The organism is Achromobacter sp., from assembly GCF_050285565.1.
Taxonomy (GTDB): Bacteria; Pseudomonadota; Gammaproteobacteria; order Burkholderiales; family Burkholderiaceae_B; genus Achromobacter.
Map to the genome: position 1 here is coordinate 264308 of NZ_JBLZXG010000005.1, position 19995 is coordinate 284302.

19 protein-coding genes and 4 pseudogenes are annotated in these 19995 nt (G+C 66.3%); 10 read left to right on the plus strand and 13 right to left on the minus strand.

Annotation, left to right across the window (positions count from 1 at the left end; genetic code table 11):
* Positions 1-50 precede the first annotated feature (50 nt).
* The 4 genes from ACN6O8_RS12495 to ACN6O8_RS12510 all read right to left on the minus strand — a co-directional run bounded on the left by ACN6O8_RS12495 (position 51) and on the right by ACN6O8_RS12510 (position 2922).
* Positions 51-701 carry a DUF799 domain-containing protein gene (locus ACN6O8_RS12495; RefSeq protein ID WP_427991360.1) on the minus strand — a complete coding sequence of 217 codons (651 nt, stop codon included), beginning with the start codon at positions 699-701 and terminating at the stop codon, positions 51-53.
* A 1-nt stretch (position 702) separates the two neighbouring features.
* Complete coding sequence (locus ACN6O8_RS12500; protein ID WP_427991361.1) at positions 703-1203, minus strand: DUF4810 domain-containing protein; 501 nt, start codon at positions 1201-1203, stop codon at positions 703-705.
* Positions 1204-1215: 12 nt separating this feature from the next.
* A complete protein-coding gene (locus ACN6O8_RS12505) occupies positions 1216-1893 on the minus strand; it encodes a CsgG/HfaB family protein (protein WP_427991362.1) in 678 nt (225 codons plus the stop codon).
* A 231-nt stretch (positions 1894-2124) separates the two neighbouring features.
* Positions 2125-2922 carry a fused MFS/spermidine synthase gene (locus ACN6O8_RS12510; RefSeq protein WP_427991363.1) on the minus strand — a complete coding sequence of 266 codons (798 nt, stop codon included), beginning with the start codon at positions 2920-2922 and terminating at the stop codon, positions 2125-2127.
* A gap of 170 nt (positions 2923-3092) precedes the next feature.
* On the opposite strand from ACN6O8_RS12510, the gene ACN6O8_RS12515 reads away from it, so the two are divergent.
* A complete protein-coding gene (locus ACN6O8_RS12515; RefSeq protein ID WP_427991364.1) occupies positions 3093-4181 on the plus strand; it encodes a hypothetical protein in 1089 nt (362 codons plus the stop codon).
* A gap of 125 nt (positions 4182-4306) precedes the next feature.
* Positions 4307-4801, plus strand: a complete 495-nt coding sequence (locus ACN6O8_RS12520; protein WP_427991365.1) for a WG repeat-containing protein — start codon at positions 4307-4309, stop codon at positions 4799-4801.
* A gap of 372 nt (positions 4802-5173) precedes the next feature.
* On the opposite strand, the gene ACN6O8_RS12525 is transcribed toward ACN6O8_RS12520, so the two are convergent.
* Positions 5174-6046, minus strand: coding sequence for a cupin domain-containing protein (locus ACN6O8_RS12525; protein ID WP_427991366.1), 873 nt, complete (start codon positions 6044-6046; stop codon positions 5174-5176).
* Between the two features lie 100 nt (positions 6047-6146).
* Between ACN6O8_RS12525 and ACN6O8_RS12530 the strand changes: the two are divergent.
* The 3 genes and pseudogenes from ACN6O8_RS12530 to ACN6O8_RS12540 form a co-directional block, all read left to right on the plus strand.
* Positions 6147-6323: pseudogene (locus ACN6O8_RS12530) on the plus strand (organic hydroperoxide resistance protein); the annotation flags it as partial.
* 65 nt (positions 6324-6388) lie between these two features.
* Positions 6389-7402: an alpha/beta hydrolase gene (locus ACN6O8_RS12535; protein ID WP_427991367.1), complete on the plus strand. Its 1014-nt coding sequence runs from the start codon at positions 6389-6391 to the stop codon at positions 7400-7402.
* A gap of 73 nt (positions 7403-7475) precedes the next feature.
* Positions 7476-8052, plus strand: a pseudogene (locus tag ACN6O8_RS12540) (hypothetical protein); the annotation flags it as partial.
* Between the two features lie 13 nt (positions 8053-8065).
* Here ACN6O8_RS12540 and ACN6O8_RS12545 read toward each other — a convergent pair.
* On the minus strand, positions 8066-8635 hold the full coding sequence (locus ACN6O8_RS12545) for a TetR/AcrR family transcriptional regulator (RefSeq protein ID WP_427991368.1): 570 nt from the start codon (positions 8633-8635) through the stop codon (positions 8066-8068).
* Between the two features lie 117 nt (positions 8636-8752).
* On the opposite strand from ACN6O8_RS12545, the gene ACN6O8_RS12550 reads away from it, so the two are divergent.
* The 3 genes and pseudogenes from ACN6O8_RS12550 to ACN6O8_RS12560 form a co-directional block, all read left to right on the plus strand.
* Complete coding sequence (locus ACN6O8_RS12550; protein ID WP_427991369.1) at positions 8753-9220, plus strand: DUF1348 family protein; 468 nt, start codon at positions 8753-8755, stop codon at positions 9218-9220.
* 644 nt (positions 9221-9864) lie between these two features.
* Positions 9865-10149: pseudogene (locus tag ACN6O8_RS12555) on the plus strand (IS66 family transposase zinc-finger binding domain-containing protein); the annotation flags it as partial.
* Positions 10150-10212: 63 nt separating this feature from the next.
* Positions 10213-10272: pseudogene (locus ACN6O8_RS12560) on the plus strand (transposase domain-containing protein); the annotation flags it as partial.
* A 22-nt stretch (positions 10273-10294) separates the two neighbouring features.
* Here the strand turns inward: ACN6O8_RS12560 and glmS are convergent.
* Complete coding sequence (gene glmS / locus ACN6O8_RS12565) at positions 10295-12127, minus strand: glutamine--fructose-6-phosphate transaminase (isomerizing) (RefSeq protein ID WP_427991370.1); 1833 nt, start codon at positions 12125-12127, stop codon at positions 10295-10297.
* A gap of 151 nt (positions 12128-12278) precedes the next feature.
* Here glmS and ACN6O8_RS12570 point away from each other — a divergent pair, with 151 nt between their 5' ends.
* Positions 12279-12767 carry an Lrp/AsnC family transcriptional regulator gene (locus ACN6O8_RS12570; RefSeq protein WP_427991371.1) on the plus strand — a complete coding sequence of 163 codons (489 nt, stop codon included), beginning with the start codon at positions 12279-12281 and terminating at the stop codon, positions 12765-12767.
* A gap of 27 nt (positions 12768-12794) precedes the next feature.
* Here ACN6O8_RS12570 and ACN6O8_RS12575 read toward each other — a convergent pair whose 3' ends face one another.
* From ACN6O8_RS12575 to ACN6O8_RS12600, 6 genes are all read right to left on the minus strand, one after another.
* Entirely contained in the window at positions 12795-13856 is a 1062-nt protein-coding gene (locus ACN6O8_RS12575; RefSeq protein ID WP_427991372.1) for a glycosyltransferase family 4 protein, read from the minus strand.
* Positions 13853-15175, minus strand: a complete 1323-nt coding sequence (locus ACN6O8_RS12580) for a UDP-glucose dehydrogenase family protein (RefSeq protein WP_427991373.1) — start codon at positions 15173-15175, stop codon at positions 13853-13855. Before ACN6O8_RS12580 ends, ACN6O8_RS12575 begins: the two co-directional genes overlap by 4 nt.
* Positions 15176-15283: 108 nt before the next feature.
* A complete protein-coding gene (locus ACN6O8_RS12585; RefSeq protein ID WP_427991374.1) occupies positions 15284-16684 on the minus strand; it encodes an MFS transporter in 1401 nt (466 codons plus the stop codon).
* Positions 16681-18054, minus strand: a complete 1374-nt coding sequence (gene glmU, locus ACN6O8_RS12590; RefSeq protein WP_427991375.1) for a bifunctional UDP-N-acetylglucosamine diphosphorylase/glucosamine-1-phosphate N-acetyltransferase GlmU — start codon at positions 18052-18054, stop codon at positions 16681-16683. Before glmU ends, ACN6O8_RS12585 begins: the two co-directional genes overlap by 4 nt.
* 64 nt (positions 18055-18118) lie before the next feature.
* Positions 18119-18904, minus strand: a complete 786-nt coding sequence (locus tag ACN6O8_RS12595; RefSeq protein WP_427991376.1) for a PhaM family polyhydroxyalkanoate granule multifunctional regulatory protein — start codon at positions 18902-18904, stop codon at positions 18119-18121.
* A 43-nt stretch (positions 18905-18947) separates the two neighbouring features.
* The gene (locus tag ACN6O8_RS12600) at positions 18948-19616 is read right to left on the minus strand and encodes a glycine zipper 2TM domain-containing protein (RefSeq protein ID WP_427991377.1); all 669 of its coding nucleotides are present in this window, start codon (positions 19614-19616) and stop codon (positions 18948-18950) included.
* Between the two features lie 130 nt (positions 19617-19746).
* Here ACN6O8_RS12600 and ACN6O8_RS12605 point away from each other — a divergent pair, with 130 nt between their 5' ends.
* Positions 19747-19968 (plus strand): DUF3717 domain-containing protein, encoded by a 222-nt coding sequence (locus ACN6O8_RS12605; RefSeq protein WP_427991378.1) that lies wholly within the window; start codon positions 19747-19749, stop codon positions 19966-19968.
* The last annotated feature ends 27 nt before the right edge of the window (positions 19969-19995 follow it).

Below are 19995 nucleotides of genomic sequence, written 5' to 3' on the forward strand. Positions count from 1 at the left end.
GCCCTCGAACCGCGGTCAGACGGCGCGAGGGCAGTGCGGTCCCGCCACGGTCAGGGCTGGGCGGCGTAGCGCGGAGAGCGCGGGCCGTACAGGATGCCGCCCGGCGTGCCGGCACTGAGCAGCATGTTGTTGGTCATGCCCGCCACGCCGTAGCTGCGGTCAGAAAGCGTATTGACGACCTGGTCCACCACCGCCTGCACCAGCATGCCGATCAGGCCATTGCTGCTGTTGCTGGCCTGCACCACCTCCTTGCTGCCATCCCACAGCTTGGCCCCCGTGCGCAGGTCCACCAGAGCGGCATCGATCGAGACAGTGATGGAACTGGACAGCACCGCATAGCTCGACCCGTACTGTTTCACCGTCATGTACAACGCGGCATCGGCCCCGAAGATCTCGCGCAGGCGGGCAGCCGGCAGCTCGTGGATATCGTCCGCGCTGGTCAGGCCGTTCTGCTTGAAGGTCTCTTCCATGACGGCCACCGGCACGACGTAGTAGCCCGACTCCGCCAGCGGCATGGTCGCCTGCGCCAGCACCGCCGCGCCCGCCGCCACATCCACCGACGTGTTCAGCGGCGGCAGCACCAGGATGGAGGCCGGCTTGCTTTCGCGGAAGGCGGCGTAGTCGACATTGCGCTGCGGCGCGGCGCAACCCGCCAGCAACGCCACCAGCGCCAAGACGGCGATACGGATGAAGGTGTTCATATCAGGCCCCCTTCTTGGTGGCGGGCGGATTGGCCGGCTTGGGCGCGGCGGACGATTGGGTTGCGGCGGCCGCTTCCGGCGTGGCCTGCGGCGCCGGCACGGCGCTGTCGGCCGTCTTGCCGGCATTGCGCAGCAGGAAATCCATGAACGGCTTGGACTCGGGGAAGGCCGCCTTCTCGCCTTCCAGCTGTTCCAGGCCCTTGTCCCCCTGGCCCAGCTTCAGGTACAGCATGCCCAGATGCGCGCGGAACCCCGGCGGCAACGCCGCGTCGGTGGCGCGCGCGGTTTCGATGTTCTTTTCCATCGCCAGGCTCTGCGCCGCATAGTCGGCGCCATCCTCCTTCAGATAGGCATAGACCGAGGGTTCGTACGACTGCCAGCTGTACATGCGCTTGGGCTGCTGCGCGCATGCGCCCAGCAATCCCGCCAGGGCGGCCAGCGCCAACGCACGGCCCACGCGCGCGAGCGCCTGCGGACGCCCCTTCGCCAGATTGTTCGACATGGGAATTACCTATCAGGGTTGGTTGGGCTGCCAGGCGCCTTGCTCGATGCCATCGACCAGCCGGTCGACCGCCTCGCGGATCGCCAGGTCCAGCACCTTGCCGTTCAGCGTCGAGTCGTAGCCGGCGGTGCCGCCGAAGCCGATGACTTCGCGGTTGGAGAGGCTGTATTCGCCGGCGCCCGATGCGGAATAGACCACTTCGGAGGTCGCCACGTCGACCACGTTGAGGTCGACCTTGGCGTAGGCCACTTGCTCCTTGCCCCGGCCGAGGATGCCGAATAGTTGCTGGTCGCCGGTCACCTTGCGGCCGAATGCCGTTACATCGCCCGTCACCACGTAACGCGCGCCCTTGATCTGGCTGGCCTTCTTGTTGAGCGCCGCTTCCTGGGCGATTTCCGACAGGTTGTCGCGATCCATCACCTGGAACCGGCCGCTGCGCTGCAGGTGGCTGACCAGGATGGTCTTGGCCTGGCCGCCCAGACGGTCCACGCCGTCGGAGAACACGCCGCGCAGGTAGTTGGTGCGGTTATCGAACTTGCCCACGGAGATCGGGCTGCGCACGCCTTGGTAGGGCTTGGCCGCCGCCGCCACCGTGGGCACCGCGACCGACTGGGAACGTTCGGTGGCACAACCGGCCACCAGCAGTGACAGGATCGTCACCGCGCCAAGCGTTACTGCCTTGCTCAACATGCCTTTCTCCTGCGGACCCGGCGCTCGAAGCGCGCCGGATGAAATGGGAAATGAGAAATCAGGCAGTGAGTATATACAATTACATACAACGGTAATAATTGGAATTAGTACGGTAAACGCGGTTATTTCGTCCTAAAAATCGCCAATATCCGCAATTTTCGCGACGCGAAGCACGATCCGGATGGTTTTGCATGCCCGGCGCGCCCGTACGGCCCCCTGCGTGGCGCGGCATCACTTCAATTCGCGCGTCGCGCCAATGATGCGCAAGGTCGGCATCAACTGGCGCCAGGCATCCTTGGGAATGACCGCCGGCCGTTTCAGGTCGGCCGCCGCGGGATCGTCCAGCAGGTCGCCCTTGCAGGCGAACACGATGCTGTTGGTCATGTCGTCGTCCACCACCTCGAACATCGCGCCGCCGAACACGGCGCGCACCCGCTCCAGGTAGACGCGGTGCGACGGATGATTCACATGGAAATTGATGACCAGGATGCCATCGTCGCGCAGGGCGCGATGGCAGTCCGCATAGAACGCGGCCGAGCACAGGGCGGGGGGAATGCCGGCATCATCGAAGCCGTCCAGCAGCAGCACGTCGGCGGCATCGCGCAGCCCGCGCAGATGATCGGCCGCGTCGGCCCGCACCACCTTGAAACGCTCGCCATCCGGCGGCACCATGAAGGCATCGCGCAGCGCGATGACCCCCGGGTCGATCTCGACCACTTCGATGCGCGAATGCGCCAGGTAGCGATGGCAGAACTTGGCCAGCGACCCGCCGCCCAAGCCCACCATCAGAATGTCCGCGGGCGCCGGCGCGAACAGCACGAACCCCATCATCATCCGCGTGTACTCCAGGTCGAGCGCATCGGGGCTGAGCGTGGACATGCGGCTCTGGATCACCTTGTCGGAAAAATGCAGGCTGCGCGTGGTGCCGGACGCGTGCACATAAGGCAGCGTGGCGGGCGCGGCCGCGCGGGCGGCGTCAGGCGCCATCGGCGCGCTGGACAGGGGCAGGGAGGAATCACGGGCGGACATGGGGCAGAAGATACCACCGCCGCCTGCCGACCCAGAATTCTCGGACGGATTCCCAATGCAGGCCGGTTAAAGAACGGCCGCCGGCGTGCCGTACATATCATTGTCACCCCGCCGTCACGGACACCGGCCCGGCCACGGCGCCATGTGCCCCGCCTTATCGGAATTCTCCCATGCCGTCCCCGCTCACCGACACCCTCCCGCCGCCGACCGTCTCCCCGGGCAACGAGCCCCGCGCCGCCGCCCGGCGCGACACGGACGCGGCGCAAGACCGGGACGCCGCCCAGTCCGCGGACAAGCCCGTCTCGATTCGCGTGATCCTCAGCGACGACGCGCTGGAGCGCGCCGCCAAGGCGCGCAAGGCCGCCTCCCAGATGGCCGTGGACGCGGCCCAGACGCGCCAGGACTTCGCGCGTGCCCGCATCGCGCAGATCAGGCAGCGCATCGACACGCTCAAGAAGATGCTGATGTTCCTGGGCAAGGCGGCGGCCAAGGCCATCCTGCGCGAACTGCGCCAACTGTCCGGCGAACTCGGCCAGGCCGCCAACGCGCTCAAGGACAGCGGTGGCGCGCAGCCCGCCAGCGGCGCCGCGCCAGGCGCGACCGCCGCGCCCGTGGTGCAGGGCGCCGCCGCCGCGAGCACCGGCGGCGCCACGGCGGTGTCCCCGGCCGGCAGCGCCGATGGCACCGATGCCTCCGGCACCGAGAGCGATGGATCCACGTCCCCCGCCGCCACCTCGCGCGCTTTGGCGGCCTATGCCGCCGCCAGCGACACCGCTGCGAACACCGACGCGGACGCTGCCGACACGCCGGCGGCCGACACCGCGGCCCAGGGCGCCGCCGCCGCGGCCCGGGCGGACGCCGCCAAGGACACCTCCGAGTCCGACGACCGCGACAACGCCAGCGCCCCGCAAGACAAGGCCGGCGCCGCCACCGAAGCCCGCCATGACCCACAAGCCGCCCAGAAGCGCCGCGAAAGCGACGCCCTGGCCGTACGCGATGCCATCCGCGCCATGAAGGAGCTGCTCGCCATGCTCAAGAGCAAGCTGCGGCAGAACGACAAAGAGGCGCAGAAGCAGGTCGCCGAAGTGCGCGACGCGCTGGTCGAGGCCGAAAAGACCGCCCATGCGATCGAGGGTGGTGGCGCGACCAGTGACATCAGCGCCGCCACGGACGGCGGCACGGGCGACACGGCTGGCGACACGGCTGGCGGTGCGGAAAGCGGCGCAGAAAGCGGCGACGCCGTGGCAGCGCCAACCTGAGCCGGCAGGGACGCCGTGGCGCCGCCGCGACGGTGGCGCTGCGCGAGGCCACCGCCGCGCGGGCGGAGTCGGCTTATGATGGGCGCCCCTTCCCGCCGCGCCCGCGGACGATTCCGGCCCTCGCAATGCCCCGCATCCACCCGCTTTGCTTCGCCTTTCTGCTGCTCCCGTCCCTGGCCATCGCGCAAACCGACGCCGACACCGACGCAGCGCAAGCGCGCGCGATCTTGAAGCAGCGCGCCATCGAGCCCGAATGGATCGACGACTGCTTCGTCCCCGGCAATCCGTTTCGCTACTGCCTGTATCTGGACAAGCAGGCCGGCGGATTCCGCGTCGTCGACCCGCAACTGCGCGAGCCTTACCAGGTCTACCTGTTCGACAACGGGCCAGACTATCCGCATGACGGCCGCTACCGCATCCGCCTGAACGGCAAGATCGGCTTTGCCGACGAGGAAACCGGCGCTATCGTCGTTCCCCCCGTCTATGACTGCGCCTTTCCCTACGAGGACGGCAAGGCCCGCGTCGGCGTCGGCTGCAAGGAAGAAAACGACGGCGAGCACCGTTGGTGGTCGGGCGGGCGCTGGCAGACCATCGACCTGCAGGGCAAGGTCGTTGGCTAGATCATCAGGGCATCACGGCGCCCGGCCCGGGTTGAAAGAGAGAAATAAAGTCGGTCGCAGCGCACCAGCGACTCAGATCGGCGACGGCAATCGTGAAGTTTCTCGGATGGGTGCGGGGCCACCCAGGGAGGTGGGCCCTCGCATGTACACAGGGCGCACAGAAAGCGCCTTGGCGTATCGGGCTTCACGCCGCGCGGTTCGTCCCAGATCTAGTAATGCGCGCCAATGCTATCCGCACTGATCGCCATAGGATCAAAGCGGATCGGCTCCTTCGCTCTTGGCAACCGCCCAGCCCAGGGCAGCACCGGCGAGGTCTGAGGCCTTGATAGTGGCGGTCTCAGAAAACGGAAAATGAAGCACGCGAGGCCGCTTTCAGCGGACGCTTGCACTATCGGGAAGCGTGCCGTTTCGCCATTCCCGTGGCGTCATGCTGCAATGAGCCTTGAATGCGCGAGAAAGCGCGGCTTCACTGCCGTAACCGACCTCAATCGCGATCATCTTCAACGGTCGCCCCTGTCGCAACGCCCGCTGCGCCAACCTGATACGCCAGCCCTGTAAATAAACACCTGGGGTACAACCGACAACGCTACGGAAACTGTTGGCGAATACGGTACGTGACATTCCCGAGATACCGGCCAACGCATCTAGTGACCATGCTTGCCGCGGTTGATCGTGCATTGCCACGAGGGCTTGGCGCAATTTGGGATGCGACAAGCCGGCCAGCATGCCACCACTGATCTTCCCAGCCTCCATCAAGTGCCGCAACACCTGAATCAACACAACCTCGAACAGCCGGTCAATTAGCACATGCCGACCACAGTTGTTGCCGAATGCCTCATCGAACAGCAGTGTCAACACTTGATCGACACCATCGACGTCATCCAGCGCCAAGCAGATAACGTCGGGCAACGCAGCCGCCACCGGATTTGAAATTCCACCATCGAATTGAAGATCTGCACACACCAGGTCTGAGCCGCGCTGGGTGTCAGTCATAAAGCGCCTGGACATGGGGCGCGGATAGAGCAGTAGGCTTGGAACGTTCACCTGGAGTGGGGGATGCCCAGGATGGATGACCTCCACCGCCCCAGTCCTGACCAAATGCATCTGACCACCCTCGTTTGGGGCGGAGAAATCGGTGATGCCGCACATGGCACTCGAATGAAACATGCGTGCGCGTACCGGGAAGTGATTCAGCAGTGCCGCCAAGCGGTCAGTACATCCATCGGTCAATTTGGAACTCTGCATCAAGTTTTCTGTATTTTATGTAGCTAAAAATTCCGCGTCCAGTTCTAAAGTTCGTTCTGCCACCCGGCTCCATTCAACCTCAAGTCACAAGGAGTACCTGATGTCGATCGAAATACTCCTGTACCGCGCCCAAGCCACTGCCATCGGCGGTCGTGAAGGGAGCGCCACCACCTCGGATGGCGCCCTGAAAGTCCAGCTCTCCACACCACGCGAACTTGGTGGCGTTGGCGGTCCTGGCACCGACCCAGAGCAGATGTTTGCCGCTGGCTACTCCGCGTTGTGCGTTTGAGCCTCGTTTGAGTCTCACGGCCCTATTCATCTTCAACCAAAGGATCAAGCATCATGAAGTCCACAAACAAGCTCATCGCCGCATCTGCCATGGCTCTGGCGTCCACCCTGTCCCTGGCGGCAGGCAGTCCTGGTGTCGAGCGCAATACCCAAGCCTTCCTCGAAGCCTTGGCTAAAGGCGGTGGCCAGCCACTGGAAACGCTGTCGCCTGCCGATGCCCGCCAGGTGCTTGTTGGCGCACAGAAAGGCGCGAAGCTAGCGCCCGCCGACGTCAGCGAGAAAACTATCACCGTTGATGGCAAGCCGATCGTGTTGAACATCGTTCGTCCCGCCGGCTCCAAAGGCGTATTGCCCGCGTTCATCTTCGTGCATGGCGGCGGCTGGATTCTGGGCGATTTTCCGACGCACGAGCGCTTCGTTCGCGATCTGGTTGCCGACTCTGGCGCGGTGGGGATTTTCGTGAACTACACCCCTTCGCCCGAGGCGCGTTACCCCGTGGCCATCAACGAAATCTACGCTGCCGCCAAGTGGGTGGCTGACAACGGCTCGCAGATAAATGTGGATGGTAAGCGGCTGGCCATTGTGGGCAACAGCGTAGGCGGCAACATGGCCACGGTGGTGGCGCTGATGGCCAAGGCCAAGGGCACGCCCAAGCTGCGCTCGCAAGTACTGTTCTGGCCCGTCACCAACGCCAACTTCGAGAATGCGTCCTACGACGAGTATGCCAATGGCCACTTCCTGACCAAGGGCATGATGAAGTGGTTCTGGGATGCCTATACCACCGACCCGAAGCAGCGCCAGGAGATTTACGCCTCGCCGCTGCTGGCAACACCCGAGCAGTTGAAGGGGCTTCCCCCGACGCTGATCCAGACGGCCGAGAAGGACGTGCTGCGCGATGAAGGCGAAGCCTACGCACGCAAGCTAGACGCCGCTGGTGTGAACGTGGTCTCAACCCGCTATAACGGCATGATTCACGACTTCGGCCTGCTCAATGTGCTAGCTGACGTGCCAGCTACGCGCGCCGCTCTGCATCAAGCTAGTGAAGAATTGAAGGCTCGTTTGCGCTGAAATGAAATAGCCGCACCCAGGCCACAGGAGTATCCGGTTTGGGCGCGGATATTTTTGCTGAAGAACCGCGTGAACTTGGCTGGCCTGGCTGCGCCAGTCACCAGTCAAGCCCATTTCACGGTACATGCTGGAGCACATCGAACGACTCAAGGCATTGCAGGCGTTCGATCTGCCTCCCGGCATCGAACGGACAGTGAGCCAGAACCGGCCGCTCCAGATCGCCCGTGAGGACGCCTAGATAACGCCCGCCGACCTGGCCAAGTTCGAGGCACAGCGGCGCTACGCAACCCTCGTGGCGCTCGCCATCGAGCGTATGGTGCCAGTTACCGACCAAATCATTGGCCTGCTCGGCCGCATCGGCCGAGACCAAGCAGTCGGACCGCGATGCGTTCGCAGTCGTCGAGGCCGCCATGTCCTGGAACGCACTGCACTCCGGCGACATCTAGGTGCAAGGCTCCCCCCAGCTCAAGGATTTTGAGGACTACTTGGTGCCAACCGAAAGATTCGCCAGCCTCAAACAAGCCAGCGGCTTACCGTTGGCTGGGGCCACCGACTGCGGCCCATATCTACATGAATGGCTGACGCTGCTGGAAACGCGGCTCGCCACCGTCAACCGCGCGGCGATGGCCAGCAAGCTGCCGGACGCCATCGCCTTCCCGGCCGTCAATCATCCAGAATGCAGTGCGAGAGACTCCGCATCGCATCGATGGCGCGATCGGTGGATTCGCCCATCTGGGCATGCACGATGGCGCCGTCAATCGCGACCGTAAGAGGGGCGCCCAGGGCCTGACCAGGGCTCTCGAAGAGCTCGTCCAGACATCGCGCGACGTCCTTCTTGTGCTCGCGCACGATCTTCAATATGGCGGGATGCGTGGAGCCGAACTCGGCTGCGGCATTCAGAAAAGCACAACCGCGGAAATCCTCGCTGTCGAACCAGTCGCGCAGCGTGAGCGCCAGCGAGTCGATCCGCGAGGCGCCGGCGGCCAGGTTGGACGCCAGACTCTCTCGAAACCACCGCATCCAGCGTTCGTGGCGAAACTCGAGATAGGCCATCACCAGCAATTCCTTGCTGGGATAGTGCCGATAGAACGTCACCTTGGTGACAGCGGCAGCTTCGATGATCTTGTCGACCCCGGTGGCGCGGATGCCCTGGCCGTAAAACAAGGCATGGGCCGTATGCAAGATGCGTTCACGAGGCGAGAGCGTGTCGACGGGGGGCGTGTTGCATGTCATGGCGCATTGTAGACAGATCGGTACACCCGCTGCAAATTATAAGTAGACAGGTCGTTCCACTTGCGCTAATTTGCAAACGTAGACAGACCGTTCTACCTCATTTGCCTAGGAGCAATCATGGAAGCTCGTCCCCCCCTGCCGCCGTTCACCAAAGAAACCGCCATTCAGAAGGTGCGGCTCGCGGAAGATGGTTGGAACTCGCGCGATGCCGCGAAGGTCGCACTGGCCTACACGCTGGATACCAAATGGCGCAATCGCGCCGAGTTCGCCAATAACCGAACCGAAGCCCAAGCCTTCCTGGATCGGAAATGGAAGAAGGAACTCGACTACCGGCTCATCAAGGAACTCTGGGCCCACGATGGCAACCGGATCGCCGTGCGTTATGCCTACGAGTGGCACGATGACGCCGGCAACTGGTTCCGTTCTTATGGAAACGAGAACTGGGAGTTCATGCCTGATGGACTGATGCAACGCCGCTATGCCTGCGTCAACGACATGCCGATCAAGGAATCGGAGCGAAAGTTCCATTGGCCTCTCGGCCGCCGGCCCGACGATCATCCGGGCTTGTCGGAGCTCGGCCTCTGAACGACCGCAAGCATGGTGGGTTGGAGCGTCCAGCTCGCATGAGCTTGACCTCCGCTCCCTATTCCGCCTTACTACGCCTGACTTTCGGGATGCAACAGGCCCCCTCCTTGCCGCGCGATTCAAGTTGAGTGCAACCAACTTGACATGTCCGGCACCATGTCGAAGACAGAATTAGCGTCGGCGCCTGAGCGCCGGTCTTATCCGAAGGCGCTGAAGGCGCAGATCGTGGACGAGTGCAGCCAGCCGGGGACATCCATTGGGTGTGGCGCTTTCGCACGGCGTGAATGCAAATCTGGTGCACAAATGGATCCGTCAGGCCGAACGGCAGACTTCTGTAGCGCCGGCGTTCGCGCCGGTAGCGTTACCAGCTCTGGCCTCGACAGGTCGTCATATCGAGATCCGCTTGTCGCGAGGCCCCGTACAGGCGACGGTGCAATGGCCCGTGAGTGAAGCCGGCTCGTGCGTGGCTTGGCTACGTGAGTGGCTGCGGTGATCCGTGTCGATGCGATCTGGCTGGCCGCACGGACGCGCAACCGTGGCAAGTTCGTATGAGCAGATGCCTTGCGCGGCGCTCACGTCGCGGTAGACGGCGAGCAATGGCAGGCGCTGGTGCTGGGGCTGCCGTGGCAGCACGTCGGTACAGCGGCTGCGATCTCAAGCGCATCGGCGAGGACGTGAGCGAGAAGCTGGACTACCTGCCGGGCGTCTTCAGCGTCGAGCGCCACATCCGCGGCAAGTGGGTGTGTGACCACTGCGAGACGCTCACGCAGGCGCCTGTGCCCGCTCAGGTCATCGACAAGGGCATCCCGACGGCGGGGCTGCCGGCACAGGTGCTGATGGCGAAGTTCGCCGATCACCTGCCGCTGTACCGCCAGGAAGGCATCTTTGCACGCGCCGGCCTGGCGCTGCCGCGCTCGACGCTGGGCGAGTGAGTGGGCGTGTGCGAGCTGTTCGCGGGTTCGCTGCGCGGGGGGCAACGCGCTGCCGCCATCATGAGCCTGATCCAGTCGGCACGCCTGAACGGGCACGATCCATATGCCTATCTGAAGGAGGTCGGACAGCCCGCAACACACGTCACTCCACCGTCACGCTCTTGGCCAGGTTGCGCGGCTTGTCCACATCGGTGCCGCGAGCGCAGGCTGTGTGGTACGACAGCAGCTGCAGCGGCACGGTGTGCAGAATCGGCGACAGCTTGCCGTAGTGCTCCGGCATGCGGATCACGTGCATGCCTTCGGCGCTCTGGATCTTGCTGTCGGCGTCGGCAAACACGTACAGCTCGCCGCCGCGCGCGCGCACTTCCTGCATGTTGGACTTCAACTTTTCCAGCAGCTCGTCCTTGGGCGCGATGGTGACCACCGGCATATGCTCGGTCACCAGGGCCAGCGGGCCGTGCTTGAGCTCACCGGCCGGATAGGCCTCGGCGTGGATGTAGCTGATTTCCTTGAGCTTGAGCGCGCCTTCCAGCGCGATCGGGTAGTGCATGCCACGGCCCAGGAACAGCGCGTTTTCCTTCGAGGCGAAGCGGTCGGCCCAGGCCATGATCTGCGGCTCCAGCGCCAGCACCGAGCCGATGGCCACGGGCAGGTGGCGCAGCGCCTTCAGGTGCTCGGCCTCTTGCTCGTCGGTCAGGCGGCCACGCACCTGCGCCAGCGCCAGCGTCAACAGGAACAGCGCGGTCAACTGCGTGGTGAAGGCCTTGGTCGAGGCCACGCCGATTTCGACGCCGGCGCGCGTGATGTACGACAGCTTGCACTCGCGCACCATGGCGCTGGTGGACACGTTGCAGATGGTCAGCGTGTTTTCCATGCCCAGCGAGCGGGCATGCTTGAGCGCGGCCAGGGTGTCGGCGGTTTCGCCCGACTGCGAGATCGTGACGACCAGCGAGCGCGGGTTCGGCACGCTGTCGCGGTAGCGGTATTCGCTGGCGATTTCGACGGCCACCGGGATCTTGGCGATCGATTCGATCCAATACTTGGCGGTCAGGCCGGCGTAGTAGCTGGTGCCGCAGGCCAGGATCAGCAGCGAATCGATGTCCTTGAAGATCTTGTAGGCGCCGTCGCCGAACAGCTCGGGCGTGATGGCCTCGATGTCCTGCAGCGTGTCGCCCACGGCGCGCGGCTGCTCGAAGATTTCCTTCTGCATGTAGTGGCGGTAGGGGCCGAGCTCGGCCGCGCCGGTGTGTACCTGCACCGTATGCACCTGGCGTTCCACGTTCTTGCCGTTGGCGTCCACGATCCAGACACGGGCCAGTTGCAGGTCGACAACGTCGCCGTCTTCCAGGTAGATGATCTGGTCGGTGGTGCCGGCCAGCGCCAGCGCGTCCGAGGCCAGGAAGTTCTCGTTCTGGCCCACGCCCACCACCAGCGGCGACCCCTGACGCGCGCCAACCACCCGGTGCGGCTCGTCGCGGCAGAACACGGCGATGGCGTAGGCGCCATGCAGGCGGCGCACGGCGTTCTGCACGGCTTCGAACAGATCGCCAGCGTACAGATGGTTGACCAGGTGCGCGATCACTTCGGTGTCGGTCTGGCTTTCGAACACATAGCCCACGGCTTGCAGCTCGGCGCGCAGTTCGTCGTGGTTCTCGATGATGCCGTTGTGCACCAGCGCGATGCGCGGCTCGTCGTTGCCCAGGTGCGAAAAGTGCGGGTGGGCATTGTGCGTGGCGGGCACGCCGTGGGTGGCCCAGCGGGTGTGGGCGATACCGGTGAATCCTTGCACCTTGTCGTGCGCGACCTGCTCGGCCAGCTCGGCCACGCGCTGGGTGCTGCGCGTGCGGCGCAGGTGGCCGTCGGCGTAGACGGCGACGCCGCAGGAGTCATAGCCGCGGTATTCCAGCCGCTTCAGGCCTTCGACCAGGATCGGGGTGATGTCGCGCTGGGCGACGGCGCCAACAATGCCGCACATAGGAGAGACTCCTGAAAGTTCGAGTACGGCACGCATTGTGCGCGCACCATCGAGAAATTGGATTTCTTTATCTGGTCATATTTGACAGTTTATTCACTTACATATTTGTGATTAAATAATATTTCATAAAGCACGTATTCATGAATTAATCATGCAAAACAAGCCGGTCACCCTGCCTGAATTGGACGATCTGGATCTGCGCATCCTGGAACAGCTCCAGGACGACAACTCCCTGACCAACCAGGAGTTGGCCGCGCGCGTGCACGCCTCGCCGCCAACCTGCCTGCGGCGGGTGCGGCGGCTGGTGGAGGAAGGGGTGATCGCGCGCCAGGTGGCCATCCTGGCGCCCGACAAGCTGGGCAGCACGCTGACCGCCATCGTCGAAATCACGCTGGACGTGCAGGCGGCCGAAAGCCTGGATGCCTTCGAACGGATCATGCTGGCCGAACCGGCGGTGCTGCAGTGCTACCGCGTGTCGCCGGGGCCGGATTTCGTGGTGATCGCGCAGGTCAAGGACATGCCGGCCTATCACGCGCTGGCGCATCGCGCCTTCACCGCGCACGCCAACGTGCGCAACGTGCGCACGTTCTTCTCGGTGCATCGCGCCAAATTCGAAACCCGTATCGATCCGCGCGGGTAAGCACTCCGCCGGCAGGCGCCGCGCGGCTCAGCGGGCCGCCAGCAGGCGTTCGAACTGCGCCAGGTAGCGGTTGCCCATCTTCTGCACGTCGTGCTCGTCGCGCACGTAGTGGTAGGCGCGCTCGGTGATCTCCTGGCGGAAGACGGCGTCATCCAGGCAGCGCGCCATGCCCTGGGCCATGGCATGGAAGTCGGCCACCGCGCACAGCACGCCGCGACCGTCCGCCAGGCTTTCCTTCAGGCCGCCGGCATCGGTGGACACCACCGGCACGCGCTGCAGGAACGCGTCCAGCACGCTGCTGCCGAGCGCCTCCTCCTCGGAGCTCATCACGAACACGTCGAGGATGCTGTAGAAATCCTCGACGCCCTTGCGAAAGCCCGCGAAACGGTAGACGTCCTCGATGCCCAGCCGACGCGCCTCGTCGCGCGCCGCCTGCTCGCGGTCGCCGCCGGCGCCGAAGTGCAGAAAGACGAAATCGCGCCGCGTCCGGGCCAGCTCGCCGACCGCGCGCACCAGCGTCACCGGATCCTTGTCGCGGATCAGCGCGGCCGACGTGGCCATGACCTTCTTGCCTTCCAGGCCGAACTCGCGCACCAGCGCGGCCACGTTGTCCTGGTTGATCGCGTGCGGCTCGACCGCGCTGCGGATGATGACCGGATCAAGCCCCAGGCGCCGCGGCTCGCTCGCGGCCATGTCGCTGATGGCCACGAACAGGTCGGTGTGGCGCCACTTGAAGCCGGTCTTCCATTCCTCGTTGGGCTTGACCACGAACGAGGTGCGGCGCGAGAACACCACCGGACGCCGGTGCAGCCACTTGGTCAGCACCGCCCAGGTGATGGTGTTGGCGGTCTGGGCGTGGATGATGTCGTAGCCACTGCCCGCCCGCGCCAGGAACCCCAGCTGCGCCGGCACGTTGCGGACAGTGTGCGCGACGAAGCCTTCCTGGCGCACGCGTTCGGCCAACGGCCCGCCTTCGCGGCACAGCACTTCGACCTGGTGGCCGGCGTTGCGGAACGCGCGCATGCAATACAGCGTCTGGCGTTCGCCACCGCGCCAGCCCTTCTCGAAGTTGAGCTGCAGGATCTTCATGCGCGGCCGATGCCCGAGTACTCGAAGCCCTGGGCGCGCACGTCGGCCGGCGTGTAGAGATTGCGGCCGTCGATGATGAGCGGCGTCTTGAGCAGGGCCTTGACGCGGTCGAAGTCAGGCGCGCGGAAGACCTTCCATTCGGTGGCGATCAGGAGCGCGTCGGCGCCGTCGAGCGCGTCGTACATATCGGTGGCGAAGCTCACGCCGGGCTTGCCGTCAAGAACCCGGGCGGCCTCGTGCATGGCCACCGGGTCGTAGGCGCGCACGGTGGCGCCGCGGCGCGTCAATTCGGCGATCACGGTCAGGCTGGGCGCCTCGCGCATGTCATCGGTATTGGGCTTGAACGACAGGCCCCACAGCGCGATCGTGCGGCCGCTCAGGTCCTCGCCGTAGCGCGCCACCAGCTTTTCCGACAGGCGGAACTTCTGCGCGTGGTTGGCGGCCTCGGCGGCCTCGATGACGCGCATCGGCAGCGCGTGCTCGGCGGCGGTGTTGACCAGCGCCTGCACGTCCTTGGGAAAGCACGAGCCGCCGTAGCCGGCGCCCGGGTACAGAAAGTGGTAGCCGATGCGCGGATCGGCGCCGATGCCGCGGCGCACCTGCTCGATGTCGGCGCCCAGCGCTTCGGCCAGGTTGGCCATCTCGTTCATGAACGAGATGCGGGTGGCCAGCATGGCGTTGGCGGCATACTTGGTCAGCTCGGCCGAGCGCACATCCATCACCATCAGGCGGTCGTGGGTGCGCTGGAACGGCTCGTAGATGCGGCGCATGACGCCGATGGTGTAGTCGTCGTCGGCGCCGACGATGACGCGGTCCGGGCTCATGAAGTCGTTGATCGCCGCGCCTTCCTTGAGGAATTCCGGGTTGGAGGCGACGCTGAACGGCACCTCGACGCCGCGCTTGGCCAACTCCTCGGCCACCGCGGCGCGCACCTTGTCGGCGGTGCCGACCGGCACGGTGGACTTGTCCACGATCAGTTTACGGCTGGTCATGTGGCGGGCGATGTTGCGGGCGGCGGCCAGCACGTACTTCAGGTCGGCCGAGCCGTCCTCGCCCGGCGGCGTGCCGACGGCGATGAACTGCACGTCGCCGAAGGCCACGCTCTGGGCCACGTCGTCGGTGAAATGCAGGCGGCCGGCCTGCACGTTACGCCGCACCAGGTCTTCCAGGCCCGGCTCGTAGATGGGGATGCCGCCCTGGCGCAGCAGGGCGATCTTGGCCGCGTCCACGTCCAGGCACATGACGTCGTTGCCCATGTCGGCCAGGCATGCTCCCGACACCAACCCCACGTAACCGGTACCCACGACCGTGATCTTCATGCCTGAACGCCTTAAAAATAGGTAATCGTCGCGCCGGAACGACCGGTTCCCGCGCCGGCCGACATTATAGAAGCCGGCCGGCGGGCTTTGCGGCAGGCCCGCCGCCCCCTATGGGCCGGACGGCGCCCGCAGCTTGCTGAACCGCACCGTGTTCACCACCACCGCCAGCGCCGCGCAGATCGTGCCCAGCACCAGAGCCAGTCCCGGCCCGTGCGCCGCGCTGACGCTAAAAGCGATGGCCACCAGCGCGGTGCCGAAGCTCTGCCCGAACACCCGGGTGGTGGCCTGCAGGCCACCCGCGGCGCCACTGCGCGCGCGCGGCGCCGCCGACAGCATGGCGCGGTTGTTCGGTGTCTGGAAGAAGCCGAAGCCCACGCCCGCCACGAACATGCCGGCGATGATCGGCACGTTGCCCACTGCCGCGGGCAACGCCGCCAGCCACAGCATGCCCGCCACCATGGTGGCCGCCCCCACGCCGCTCAGCGTGGCGGCGGAATAGCGGTCGGACAGGCGTCCGGCCAGCGGCGCGATCAGTGCCGTGCCCACCGGCCAGGCGCCCATCAGCATGCCCACCTCCAGGTAGGGCCGCCCCAGCACCTGCTGGAAATAGAACGGCAGCGACACATACGAGGCCATCTGCGCCGCGAAGGTGCAGGCCGACGCCCCCACCGCGAACGCCAGCGGACGGATGCGCAGCAGGTCCACCGGCACCAGCGGCGCGGGCTGGCCGCTGGCGCGGCGCGCCAGCACCAGGCCGGCCACGACGGCAATCGCCACCAGGCCGATGCCGCGCAGCAGGTCTTCGCCCATCATGTCGATGCCGGAGATGAACACCCCCAGCGTGGCCATGCACAGCAGCGCGCTGATCCAGTCCAGCCGCACATCGTTGCGCGGCACTTCCGGCAGGTGGCGCAGGCCGAACATGGCCAGCACGCAGATCGGCAGATTGACCGCGAAGATCCACGGCCACGGCGCCACCGACAGGATCGCCGAGCCGATGGTCGGGCCCAGCACCGACATCACCGCCACTGTGGTGGCGTTGATGCTGATGCCGCGCCCCAGCATCTTGAGCGGATAGATGTTGCGCACCAGGCCGCCGAACAGGCACATCAGCGTCGCCGCGCCCACGCCCTGGAACACGCGCGCCAGCGTCAGTTGCAGCAGGGTGCCGGCCAGCGCGCAGCCCAGCGAGGCCAGCGTGAACAACACCAGTCCGAAGGTGAACATGCGCCGAAAACCGATCCGCTCGGCCAGCGCCGACAACGGCAGCAGCATCATCACCACCGCCAGGTTGTAGGCGTTGACCACCCACACGGCCTGCGCCGGCGAGGCGTTCAGATCCGCGGCGATGGTGGGCAGCGCGACGTTGGCGATGGTGGTGTCGAGCACCGACAGGCTGATGCCTGTCATCACGGTGGCCGCCGCCCAATAGCGGCGTGGAACCGGCAGACCGTCCGGCGCGGCGGCCTTGCCGCCGCCTGACGGCGCCTGTGACGCCGCCGGCGTCACGACTTCTTGACCGGCCGTTGCCAACCGTCGACGGTGACCTGCTTGCCGCGCGACACCGTCAGCTTGTCGGCCGGCGCGTCGCGGGTCAGGGTGGTGCCGGCGCCCAGCGTGGCGCCGCGGCCCACGCGCACCGGGGCCACCAGTTGCGTGTCCGAACCGATGAAGGCGTCGTCTTCAATCACCGTGCGGTGCTTGTTGACGCCATCGTAGTTGCAGGTGATGGTGCCCGCGCCCACGTTCACGCGCGCGCCGATGTCGGCGTCGCCGATGTAGGCCAGGTGATTGGCCTTGCTGTCCGCGCCCAGCACGCTCTTCTTGATCTCGACGAAGTTGCCGACATGGGTGCGGTCGCCCAGTTCGGCGCCCGGCCGCAGGCGGGCATACGGGCCGATACGCGCATCGCCGCCGACCTGGGCTTGCTGCAGATGGCTGAAGGCCTCGATCTGCGTGCCCGCGCCGATGCTCACATCGCGCAGCACGCAATGCGGGCCCACGCGCACGCCGTCGGCCAGCGTCACCCGGCCCTCGAACACGCAACCCACGTCGATGAACACGTCGCGGCCGCAGGTCAGCGTGCCGCGCACATCGAAGCGCGCCGGATCGGCCAGCGTCACCCCGGCCTCGAGCTGGCGCCGCGCCTGCTCGCCCTGCCAGCGGCGCTCCAGTTCGGCCTGCTGCACGCGGCTGTTCACGCCCAGCGTCTCCCACGACGCGCCCGGTTGGGCCGCGCCCACCGGCACGCCATCGGCCACGGCCAGGCCGACCACGTCGGTCAGGTAGTACTCGCCCTGGGCGTTGTTGTTGTCGATGCGCGAGAGCCAGTCCTTGAGCTGCGCGGTCGGCGCGGCCAGGATGCCGGTGTTGACTTCCTTGAGGGCGCGCTCGGCCTCGGAGGCGTCCTTGTGCTCGACGATGCGGCAGACGTTGCCGGCGGCGTCGCGCACGATGCGGCCATAGCCGGTGGAATCGGCCAGCACTTCGGTCAGCACCGCGGCGCCGGCGCCACGCGCCTGCAGCAGGCGGCGCAGCGTCTCGGGTTGCACCAGTGGCACGTCGCCGTACAGCACCAGGGTCACGTCGTCCTTGCCGTCGCCCTCGCGCAGCAGCGGCACGGCCTGCTGGACCGCGTGGCCGGTGCCTTGCTGCGGCTGTTGCAGCGCGAACTCAAGGCCGTCCTGGCCGCTGAATGCCTGCTTGACGCGGTCGGCGCCGTGGCCGACCACCACGATGATGCGGGCCGGTTCGAGTTGCCGAGCGCTGTCCAGCACGTGGGCCAGCATGGGTTTGCCGGCCAGGGTGTGCAGCACCTTGGGCAGGTCCGACTGCATGCGCTTGCCGAGTCCGGCGGCGAGAATCACTACGTTAAGCATAAGTTCCGGTGTCGAATGCGCCCGGCCCCGCCGGCTGGCGGTCCAGGCCTGGATTGAAAAAAAATCAGGGCTTGCCGTCGGCGGGCCCGCCGTTCCGGGCGGCCGGCTTGGCGGCCGGTTTGCGCGCGGTCTTGCGGGCGGTGGGCTTGGCGCCCGTCTTGGCGGCCGGCGCGGCCGCGGCCCGCAGATCCGCCGGCTTGGCCTTGGATTTGTCGGTCTCGGCCGCCGCCTGGTTGCCGGGCATCGTCGCGGCCGTGGCCGCGGCGATCTGGTTGAATTGCTGCTGCAACAGGTCCCACCAGGCCTTGGAGGCCGACTGCGCCGCCGCGCCCATCTGCTCGCTCATGCCCGGCTGGGCGCCGGCGGGCTGACCCGCGCCGCCCTCGGCTGGCGCTTCCGGGGTGGGCGCCTGCTGGGCAGGAGTGGCGGCTTGCTGTGGCGCGCGCTTGGCGGCCGGCGCCGGCTTCAGACCCAGCACCACTTCCAGCGGCGAGGCCGCGCCGCTTTCGCGCACCGCGCCCAGATCCATGTTGGCGGCCGAATCGACGAAGGCGCGCAGCGTGCTGATGGTGGAACGCTGCACTTCCATGCCCTGGATCGTGCTGGACAGCATCGACAGGTTCATGCGCAGCCAGTTCTCCACCGAGCGCAACTCGGCGATGCGGCGATCCAGGTCTTCCAGGTTCATAGGCGGCGCCATCGGCAGGCTGCTCGCCAGCCCGCCCGGCCCGGTCAGGCCGGCCCAGGCCTGGCGCATCATTTCCATGCTGGCCAGCAGCGGGTTGCCCGAGAGGTCGGAATTCTGGCCCATGCCGGGCAGGACGAACGGGTTGCTGTGTTGGTCGCTCATTCCTGTCTTCCCATAGATCGCAAAACGCCGCCGGCGGGCACGGTCATCCCGGCAGCAGCTGGTTATTCTCCACGCGCACGTGATCGCCCGACGCGAAGGCGAACGGCTGCGCGCTGCGGAACTGGCGCGTGCTGCCGTCGTTCATGCGTACCGTGAGCTCATAGTGCGTCACCGTTTGTTGCTGCCTGATATTACGCTCAACTTCACGGCCTGCCAAAGCGCCGCCCACCGCGCCCAGCACGGTCAGCGCCGTCTTGCCATTGCCGCCGCCGAACTGGTTACCGACCACGCCCCCGGCAACGCCGCCGGCAATGGTACCGACCAGGTGGTCACTGTTGTCCTTGACCGGCACCTGCACCTGGCGGATGGTTTCCACTACACCGCAGGTGCGGCAGGCCTGCGCGGCGGGCACGGGCGCCGGGACGGGCCGGCCCTGCGCGGGGGGCTGCGTCGCCTGGGCCTGGGCCGCGGGCCGCGCGCCCGCGGCCTGCGGCTGGGCGGGCGTGCCGGGCTGGGCCGGGGCCAGGTTGGCGCCCTCGGGGCCGGCCTGGGCCAGCGTATCCTCGGCGTGCGGGGTGGCCGACGGCGTTGGCAGCCAGCCCATTACGGCGGCCACGCCGACCGAGCACATGACGATCACCGCGATGGCGGCGGCGGCCACCAGGGGATGCAGGCCGCGGCGGACAGATTCGGTTGGGGCGGGATAATTCATGACGATGCTCCATCGTTACTAACCGGCAGTGGTATAGCACCCGGACGCGGTTTCGGCATGTTGCGATGGTGACGCTTCATTGCTGCCCGACGCGATTGGACAGCTCGCGCCATTCGTGGACAATAGGCTCATGAATGCCATCACCTTGCCTCAGATCGAAGCGGCCATCAACTATTGGCGCAACGTCTCGCCGTCGACCGGCGACGAATCGCGCCTGTGTCCCGAGGCGGCCGCGCTGGCCGCCCCCTATGCCGGGTTGATCATGTCGCACCGCCGCGAAATCGCCATGGCGGAACTGGACGACCGGGCCCGCGCCGCGCTGGCGGGCTGGCTCGACGCCGGCGGCGCCTGACACCGCGCCCGGCGCGCTCCGCCACGG